Here is an 8870-nt window from a genome sequence, read left to right as displayed (position 1 = left end):
GGGCGGGGGCGTTCATCGGGGCGGTGCATCGCATGGCGGCAAGGCTGGACGACCAGTTCGATCTCGTCGCCGGCGCGCTGTCGTCGACGCCGGAAAAGGCGATCGCCTCGGGCCGCGATCTCGGTCTCGATCCGTCGCGCACCTACGGCTCCTACAAGGAAATGGCGATCCGCGAGGCGCGGCTGAAGGACGGTATCGAGGCGGTGTCGATCGTGACGCCCAACCACGTGCATTTCGAGGCTGCCAAGGAATTTTTGAAGCGCGGCATCCATGTCATCTGCGACAAGCCGCTGACGTCCAACATCGCCGACGCCAAGAAGCTCAAGAAGGCGGCCGACGAGAGCGGTGCGCTGTTTATCCTCACCCACAATTACACCGGCTATCCGATGGTGCGGCAGGCCCGCGAAATGGTCGCAAACGGCGAACTCGGAAAAATCCGCGTCGTCCAGGTCGAATATCCGCAGGATTGGCTGACCGAGGCGGTCGAGCAGACAGGTGCCAAGCAGGCCGTCTGGCGCACCGATCCGGCCCAGTCGGGTGCCGGCGGTTCGACCGGCGATATCGGCACGCATGCCTACAACCTCGCCGCCTTCATCACCGGGCTTACGCTTGAAAGTCTCGCCGCCGATCTCGACAGTTTCGTGGAGGGCCGCAGGCTCGACGACAACGCCCATGTGATGCTGCGCTACGAGGGCGGCGCCAAGGGCATGCTCTGGTGCAGCCAGGTGGCACCCGGCCACGAGAACGGCCTGAAGATCCGCGTCTACGGAACCAAGGGCGGCATCGAATGGGTGCAGGCGGATCCGAACTATCTGTGGTTCACGCCGTTCGGCGAACCGAAGCGCCTGATCACCCGCAACGGCGCCGGATCCGGTGCCGCGGCAGGACGCGTCAGCCGCATTCCGTCCGGTCACCCGGAAGGTTATCTCGAAGCCTTTGCGACCATCTACACGGAAGCCGCCCGCGCCATCAACGCGGCCAGACAAGGCGTCGCGGTCGACAAGGCGGTGATCTACCCGACCGTCGACGACGGCGTGAAGGGGGTTGCGTTCGTCGAGGCGTGCGTGGCGTCCTCGAAGAAGAACGGGGCGTGGGTGAAGCTTTAGGCGACTAAATAGCAAGCATCCTCATGATTGGCTGCAATAAATCATGACTCTGTAACGCCTCTCGCCAAAGGAGAGGTAGCCCGAGGTAAGCGCGGTATCCCTACCCCTCCCTTGTGGGGAGGGTGGCCTGCAGGCGGGAGGGTTTTCCTGTAGAAGATTCTCACGAAAAAGAAGATCCTTCCCCACAAGGGGGAGGGAGCAGACAGCGATCCTGCAACGTTTCAGAATTCTCATCTGTACAACTGCGCCTCGCTTGGTTAAACCGCCGCGAAAGGTGGTCCGGCAGACCCCTCGCGCAACAGATATGGCGGCATCCTCATGACCGATCCCAAGATGAGCAATCCCCAGCCTCGCATTCTCAAAACGCCCGACGCCGAAAAATTCGCGGCCGGGTTTCCCGGCGATTTCCTCTGGGGCGTCGCGACGGCTTCCTACCAGATCGAAGGGGCCACCAAGGCGGATGGCCGCAAGCCCTCGATCTGGGATGCGTTCTCGAAGATGCCGGGCCGGGTCTATCAGGGGCACAACGGCGATGTCGCCTGCGATCATTACTATCGCTGGGAAGAGGACCTCGATCTCATCCAGGAGATGGGCGTCGAGGCCTACCGGTTCTCGATCGCCTGGCCGCGGATCATTCCGGACGGCACCGGGCGGATCAACGAGAAGGGGCTGGATTTCTACGATCGCCTCATCGACGGCTGCAAGGCGCGCGGCATCAAGACCTATGCGACGCTCTACCATTGGGACCTGCCGCTTTCGCTGATGGGCGAGGGTGGCTGGGCGGCACGTTCGACGGCCTATGCCTTCCAGCGTTACGCCAAGGTGGTGATGGCGCGGCTCGGCGACCGGCTGGATGCGGTTGCCACCTTCAACGAGCCTTGGTGCATCGTCTGGCTCAGCCACCTCTACGGCATTCATGCGCCGGGCGAAAAGAACATGCAGGCGGCGCTCGCCGCCATGCACCACGTCAATCTCGCCCACGGCCTCGGCGTCGAGGCGATCCGGCATGTGACCCCGGACGTGCCGGTCGGCACCGTCATCAACGCCGCGTCGATCATCGCCGGCTCCGAGAGCCCGGCCGATCTCGCAGCTGCCGAGCGCGCCCACCAGTTCCACAACGGCGCCTTCTTCGATCCGGTTTTCAAGGGCGAATATCCGCAGCAATTCCTGGAAGCGCTCGGAGACCGCATGCCGGTCGTCGAAGACGGCGACCTGAAGGTCATCAACCAGAAACTCGACTGGTGGGGCCTCAACTACTACAAGCCGGACCGCGTCCATGACGAACCCGCGCGCAGCGGCGATTTCCCCTGGACGATCGAGGCCAAACCCGCCAGCGACGTCAAGACCGATATCGGCTGGGAAGTCTATGCGCCGGGGCTGAAGCTGCTGGTCGAGGATCTCTACCGCCGCTACGACCTGCCGAACTGCTACATCACCGAGAACGGCGCCTGCTACAATATGGAGCCGGCGGACGGCGAGGTGGATGACCAGCCGCGTCTGGATTATTATGTCCAGCACCTGTCGGTGGTCGCCGACCTGATCAAAGACGGCTACCCAATGAAGGGTTATTTCGCCTGGAGCCTGATGGACAATTTCGAATGGGCGGAGGGCTACCGCATGCGGTTCGGCCTCGTGCATGTGAATTACGAGACCCAGGAACGGACGATCAAGAACAGCGGCAAGTGGTATCGCGAGCTCGCTTCGTTATTCCCCAAGGGCAACCATAAACAGGGTTGATTTCGCAGGTGCGAGAAGATTTTTTCTGCTTTGCGAGATAATTGAAAAAACATCCCTGTCAAACGCAGGCGCATCCGGGCATTTATGCGGCATCGAAAAGGCCGCCGGCCTTAGATATTGCCCTCTGGGAAAACGACCAAGATGCTCCGGAAAGTCGCCTGTCATCGAATGTGCCGCCTCGTCCGATAGCTGGACAGCGATAAATATCCGGTGTCGGTCGCCGGGATGATCCGACTTAAATCTGAGAGCTGAAATGACAATCCTTCATACTGCGGTCGAAACCGCGCCGTCTCCCTTGGTAACCGAAAGGCCGATGGTGGCGTTCGAGGCGGTAACCAAGCGGTTCGGCGGTGCCGACGACAAGAGCCAGTTCACCGCGCTCGACGGCATCGACCTTTCCGTGGCACGTGGCGCGATCACCGGCATCATCGGCCGGTCGGGCGCCGGCAAGTCGACGTTGATCCGCCTCGTCAACGGGCTGGAAAAAGCGACCTCCGGCCACGTCGTTGTCGATGGTGTCGAGGTGGGCGGCCTGTCGGAAAACGGGCTTCGGGACCTGCGCCGCCAGGTCGGCATGATCTTCCAGCATTTCAACCTTCTCTCGTCGCGCACGGCGTTCGAGAATGTCGCGCTGCCGCTCGAGATCGCCGGGCTTTCCGCCACGGCGATCCGCGACAAGGTGGCGCCGTTGATCGATCTGGTTGGCCTTGGCGACAAATCGGACCGCTACCCGGCCGAGCTTTCCGGCGGCCAGAAGCAGCGCATCGGCATTGCCCGGGCGCTCGCCACCTCACCGAAACTGCTGCTTTCGGACGAGGCGACCTCGGCGCTCGACCCGGAAACCACGCAGTCGATCCTGGCGCTGCTGAAGCGCATCAATGCCGAGCTTGGCCTCACGGTGCTTCTGATCACCCACGAGATGGAGGTGGTGAAGACCATCGCCTCCGACGTAGCGGTGATCGACCGCGGCAAGATCGTCGAGGCGGGCCGCACCTTCGACGTCTTTACCGGCGCCAAGCACGAGACGACCCGCTCGCTTCTGTCGGCGGCCCTCGGCACCAACCTGCCGGAATGGATCCGCTCGAACCTGAAGCCGCAGCCGTCTGTCGGCGACCGGGTGCTGGTGCGGCTGATCTTCTTCGGCTCGACGGCCTTTCAGCCGCTGACCGCCCGGCTGGTCACCGAACTCGGCGCCGACGTCAACATCCTCGCCGGCACGATAGAGGAAATCGCCGGCGAACCCTACGGCTCGCTGGTCGTCGCCTATCCGGCCGATCCTGCCGTCACGGAACGCGCCGAGCGCTTCTATGCCGCAACCGGTCTTTCCACGGAGGTGCTCGGTTATGTCGCCTGACATGCTCTTCAACCTGCTCCTGAAAGCGCTTGGCCAGACGCTGCAGATGGTCGCGGTCGCCGGCCTGATCGGCGCACTGATCGGCCTGCCGATCGGCGTGTTCCTCGCAACCAGCGGCAAGGGCGAGCTTTTTCCCGCACCGGCCTCGAACCGCATCATCGGGGCGATCGTCAATGCGGCGCGCTCGACGCCGTTCATCATCCTGGTCGTGGCGATCATCCCGTTCACGCGCCTCGTCACCGGTACCTCGATCGGTACCTATGCGGCGATCGTGCCGCTGACGGTCGCAACCATTCCCTTTGTCGCGCGCCTTGCCGAAGCGGCGATCCGCGAGGTCGACAAGGGCCTGATCGAGGCAGCGCGCGCAATGGGCGCGACGCCGCTGCAGATCGTCTTCAAGGTGCTGCTGGCCGAGGCCAAACCGGGCCTGACGCTGGCGCTGACGCTGACCCTCGTCAGCCTGGTTGGTTATTCGGCCATGGTCGGGGCGGTCGGCGGCGGAGGCCTCGGCGATCTCGGCATCCGCTACGGCTACCAGCGCTTCATGCCGGATGTGATGCTCGCCGTCGTCGTCGTGCTGATCGTGCTTGTCCAGGCGATCCAAAGCCTGGGCGACGCACTTGCCCGCCGCTTCGACAAGCGCAACCGCAAGACCTGAAATCATTCCGAAAACCAGCCTCCCAAGACATACCCAAGAAGACTGGCGCGTATAAGCAAACCCAAGGAGACACTATGAAGAAGCTCATCATCGCTGCGGCACTCGCCGCCTTCGCGGCTGGCCCGGCGCTTGCCGAGGACATCAAGATCGGCGTCACCCCCGGCCCGCATGCCCAGATCATGGAAAAGGTGAAGGAAGTCGCGGCCACCAAGGGCCTCAACATCCAGATTCTCGAATTCTCCGACTACGTCGTGCCGAACCAGGCGCTGGCCGATGGCGAACTCAACGCCAATTCCTTCCAGCACCAGCCCTATCTTGACAACCAGGTCAGGGATCGCAAGTTCGACATCGTCGGCGTCGCGCAGACCGTCAACTTCCCGATGGGCGTCTATTCGAAGAAGGTGAAGAGCCTCGCCGACCTGAAGCAGGGCGCCACCGTTGCCATCCCGAACGATCCGACCAATGGCGGCCGCGCGCTACTCATCCTCGCCGACCAGGGCCTGATCAAGGTCAACGCCGCCAAGGGCCTGAAGATCGGCCCCGCCGATGTCACCGAAAACGCCAAGAAGATCGAGTTTGCCGAACTCGACGCCGCCCAGCTGCCGCGCTCGCTCGACGACGTCGATGCGTCGGTGATCAACACCAACTACGCATTGGAGGCCGGCCTCAACCCGAAGACCGATCCGATCGCCAAGGAAGGCGAAAAGGCCCCTTACATCAACATCATCGCCGTCAAGTCCAAGGACAAGGATGCGGCCTGGGTCAAGACGCTCGTGGAAGCCTATCACAGCGCTCCGGTGAAGGACTTCGTCAACACCCAGTTCAAGGGCGCCGTCATCGCCGCCTGGTAATAATATAGAATTTTCGAAAATACTTGGTGGGCCGGCTCTCAAGCGTGGGGGCCGGCCTTTTCCTTTAACGCTATCTGAAGGAATACCCGCGAAAGATGTAGGGCTTCACGAGGTCTTAGATGCGGCTTCTTCCGTCCCGCTTTCGCCGCTCCGCAACACTTGGTCGTCGCTCCGCCGTGACGTCGATGCTGCTTGCCTTCGCGGTGGTCGTGGTGCTGGTGACGATCTTCATCCTGACCGCGCTCGACCGCATCACCGACTATGCCAATCGCCTCGACGACGAACGCTCGCGCGAGACGACCTCGGGCGCGATCCAGACGTTCCAGGAGCAGCTGCATGCGACGCTCAATGACTACGCGGCGTGGGACGACGCTGCCCAGTTCGTCTATGCCGGCGATGATGCCTGGGTCGTCGGCAATTACGGCGACATGACCGCCAACAGCGATCTTTTCGACGTGGCGCTCGTCATGGATACGGACCGCAATGTTCTGATGGCCTATCAGGACGGCGCCCCCGTCACCTGGTCGCCGCAGAATTATTTCGACACCTCGCTATGGACGCTGTTCGACAAGGCAAGCAGTGCCGGTGCCGGAACCGTGCCGGAGGCGGTGGGTTTCGTGGGGACCAAAAACGGCGTCGCGGCCGTCGGCGTGGCGCTCATCCGCCCGAAGTCCGGTGAACTCACCCAACCCGTCGAGGGGCGCCGGTTCCTGATCTTTGGCCGCCATCTCGACGAGAAGAAGATCCTGAAGCTCTCCGAAACCTATGTCATCGGGGGGCTTCGTTTTGCCGGTGCCGGCGATACGGTTCCCAACATGGTGGAGATCCGCAATATCCACGGCAAGGCGCTGCAGCGGCTCGTCTGGAATTCACGCATGCCCGGCAATACCGCCTATCTGCAGGTCCGGCCGCTCGTCTATTGCGCGCTGGCGATGGTCGGCCTGTTTTTCCTCCTGCTCTTCGTCAGCGGCAGCAATACGCTCAACCGCCTCAAGGCGGACGAGGCGGCGGCGCGGCATCTGGCGATGAGCGACCGGCTGAGCGGGCTTCTCAATCGCGCCGGCTTTTTTGCAGCACTCGACGCGCTGGTGCTCCAGAGCCGCCGCAGCAACGAGGACGTGGCGCTGCTCTATCTCGATCTCGACGGTTTCAAGGAGGTCAACGACGCCTATGGCCATGGCACCGGAGACAAGCTGATCCGCGGCGTTGCGGCCGGCCTCAAGACACTGGTCGGACAGGCGGCGATCCTTGCCCGCGTCGGCGGCGACGAATTCGCCATCGCGCTTACGGCCACGGATATCGGCCGGGCGGTGGAGACGCTGAGCGATCATATTCTCGGCTTCTTCGGCGAGCCCTTCGTGATCGGCGAAAGGGTTGCCACCATCGGCACCTGCATCGGCGTCGCCATTTCGCCGCGCGGCAAAGTCTCCGGCGAGGAACTGGTGCGGCGTTCCGACATGGCCATGTATCACGCCAAGGAAACCGGCCGTGGCCGGACCGAATATTATCGGCCGGAAATGGATGCCGAGCGCGAAGAGCGCAACATGCTGGAGATCGACCTCAGGATCGCCATCGAGCGCCGCGAGGTCAACGTCGTCTACCAGCCGGTCGTCGATGCCAGGACATGGCGCATCATCGGCGTCGAGGCGCTGGCGCGCTGGCATCGCACGGGTTACGGCCCCGTATCTCCCGACGTCTTCATTCCGATCGCCGAATCGACCGGCCTCATCGACCAACTCGGCCTGTTCGTGCTGCACCGCGCCTGCGAGACGCTGACGCTGTGGCCGGAGCTCAAGCTCGCGGTCAATATCTCCCCCGGCCAGTTCCGCGATCCGGCGTTTGCCCTGCACGTCGCTTCGGTGTTCCGCAAGACCGGTGCCGATCCTTCCCGCATCACGCTCGAAATGACCGAGGGCTATTTCATCCAGAACCCCGAACGTGCTCGCGCTGCGCTTGCCAAGCTGAAGCAGCTCGGGGTGAAGATCGCCCTCGACGATTTCGGCGCCGGCTTTTCGAGCGTCGGGTACCTGCGCCAGTTCGGCTTCGACCGGATGAAGATCGACAAGTCGCTGGTGCACGCGCTGGAAGAGGGCGGCCGCGCCGTCGATCTTCTGCAGGCGACCGTGGCGCTCGCCCGCTCGCTGGAAATCCCGGTTACGGCCGAGGGCGTCGAAACCGAGGCGCAGGCCATACAACTGCGCCTGACCGGCTGCGACGAGTTGCAGGGCTACCTGTTCGGCAAGCCGATGTCGTCGCAGGAAATCGACATCATCTACCGCGGCAACCGCTTGCCGGGCGGGATGAGCGGGGCGGCGTAGTTTCATACGCCCGGCGCGGGGCACCGATCCGCGGGCTTGATCCGTAAATCCGTTCCGCCGGCAGCGTGACTATCTCCTCCTCTTGATGGTTTCAATCACATACGCCACGTATGCCAATTGACATACGTGGCGTATGTTGAAATAGGAAGCGTACGCGGCGGATGTAAACGCCCGTATGATGAAGCCAAGGCCGGACATGAAGCCGAAGCCGTGTGCACCATCCCCGGTGGCATCGCGCTGCGGAAACCGGCTTTCCAAAGAGGAATGAAACAATGAGCCCACGCGAGGCAATCTTTCCCGCCGGTCGGCACGCACTCTATGAGCAGCACCGTTATTCGGCGGCCATCCGCTCGGGAGACCTTCTGTTCGTTTCCGGCCAGGTCGGTAGCCGGCCGGACGGATCACCGGAGCCTGACTTCGAACGTCAGGTGCAACTGGCCTTCGACAACCTGGAGGCCGTCCTGAAGGCGGCCGGCTGCACGTTTCGGGACGTCGTCGACGTCACGAGCTTCCATACCGATCCTCAGACTCAATTCGAAACCATGATGGCGGTGCGGGAAAAGGTGCTCGGCGAGCCGCCCTATCCGACCTGGACGGCCGTCGGCGTCAACTGGCTTGCCGGTTTCGATTTCGAAATCAAGGTGATTGCCCGGATACCGCAGGCGGCTTGAAGCAGCCACGATCCGCTCGCGCCAGCCCGTCTGGCGCGGGCGAACCTCAGAGTCCGTCCGAGAATTCATGATGGGCGTGCGATCCGTCTGACGAGGGTCATGATGGATGCGGCATAAAGGAAGGCCTTGGCGGACTTGATGGTTGCTTCCGGGTCTTTCCATAGCCGGCGGTTTC

General features: G+C 62.8%; 7 protein-coding genes and 1 pseudogene. 7 read left to right on the top strand and 1 reads right to left on the bottom strand.

What is annotated here, in order from left to right:
- The 7 genes from C5J24_RS31500 to C5J24_RS31465 all read left to right on the top strand — a co-directional run.
- The coding region (locus tag C5J24_RS31500) for a Gfo/Idh/MocA family protein (protein ID WP_105423692.1) at positions 1-1106 on the top strand (1106 nt) is incomplete at its 5' end.
- A gap of 333 nt (positions 1107-1439) precedes the next feature.
- Positions 1440-2843 carry a GH1 family beta-glucosidase gene (locus C5J24_RS31495; protein ID WP_105423690.1) on the top strand — a complete coding sequence of 468 codons (1404 nt, stop codon included), beginning with the start codon at positions 1440-1442 and terminating at the stop codon, positions 2841-2843.
- Between the two features lie 313 nt (positions 2844-3156).
- Positions 3157-4197, top strand: a complete 1041-nt coding sequence (locus C5J24_RS31490) for a methionine ABC transporter ATP-binding protein (protein ID WP_105423688.1) — start codon at positions 3157-3159, stop codon at positions 4195-4197.
- Positions 4187-4855, top strand: coding sequence for a methionine ABC transporter permease (locus C5J24_RS31485; RefSeq protein ID WP_105423686.1), 669 nt, complete (start codon positions 4187-4189; stop codon positions 4853-4855). Before C5J24_RS31490 ends, C5J24_RS31485 begins: the two co-directional genes overlap by 11 nt.
- A gap of 74 nt (positions 4856-4929) precedes the next feature.
- Positions 4930-5706 carry a MetQ/NlpA family ABC transporter substrate-binding protein gene (locus tag C5J24_RS31480; RefSeq protein ID WP_105423684.1) on the top strand — a complete coding sequence of 259 codons (777 nt, stop codon included), beginning with the start codon at positions 4930-4932 and terminating at the stop codon, positions 5704-5706.
- A 119-nt stretch (positions 5707-5825) separates the two neighbouring features.
- Complete coding sequence (locus C5J24_RS31475) at positions 5826-8024, top strand: EAL domain-containing protein (protein ID WP_105423682.1); 2199 nt, start codon at positions 5826-5828, stop codon at positions 8022-8024.
- 272 nt (positions 8025-8296) lie between these two features.
- Positions 8297-8695 carry a RidA family protein gene (locus C5J24_RS31465; RefSeq protein WP_105423678.1) on the top strand — a complete coding sequence of 133 codons (399 nt, stop codon included), beginning with the start codon at positions 8297-8299 and terminating at the stop codon, positions 8693-8695.
- Positions 8696-8760: 65 nt separating this feature from the next.
- Here C5J24_RS31465 and C5J24_RS31460 read toward each other — a convergent pair.
- A pseudogene (locus C5J24_RS31460) lies at positions 8761-8870 on the bottom strand (IS5/IS1182 family transposase); the annotation flags it as partial.

This window comes from Neorhizobium sp. T25_27 (genome assembly GCF_002968565.1).
In the GTDB taxonomy this organism is placed as follows: domain Bacteria; phylum Pseudomonadota; class Alphaproteobacteria; order Rhizobiales; family Rhizobiaceae; genus Neorhizobium; species Neorhizobium tomejilense.
The sequence above is the reverse complement of the archived record's forward strand: the minus strand, read 5'-3'. Positions and strand labels throughout refer to the sequence as shown.

Bases quoted from the DNA above. Each gene is read 5' to 3' on its own strand.
- C5J24_RS31495 (WP_105423690.1), top strand. From the start codon at position 1,440: ATGAGCAATCCCCAGCCTCGCATTCTCAAAACGCCCGACGCCGAAAAA.
- C5J24_RS31490 (WP_105423688.1), top strand. From the start codon at position 3,157: ATGGTGGCGTTCGAGGCGGTAACCAAGCGGTTCGGCGGTGCCGACGAC.
- C5J24_RS31485 (WP_105423686.1), top strand. From the start codon at position 4,187: ATGTCGCCTGACATGCTCTTCAACCTGCTCCTGAAAGCGCTTGGCCAG.
- C5J24_RS31480 (WP_105423684.1), top strand. From the start codon at position 4,930: ATGAAGAAGCTCATCATCGCTGCGGCACTCGCCGCCTTCGCGGCTGGC.
- C5J24_RS31475 (WP_105423682.1), top strand. From the start codon at position 5,826: ATGCGGCTTCTTCCGTCCCGCTTTCGCCGCTCCGCAACACTTGGTCGT.
- C5J24_RS31465 (WP_105423678.1), top strand. From the start codon at position 8,297: ATGAGCCCACGCGAGGCAATCTTTCCCGCCGGTCGGCACGCACTCTAT.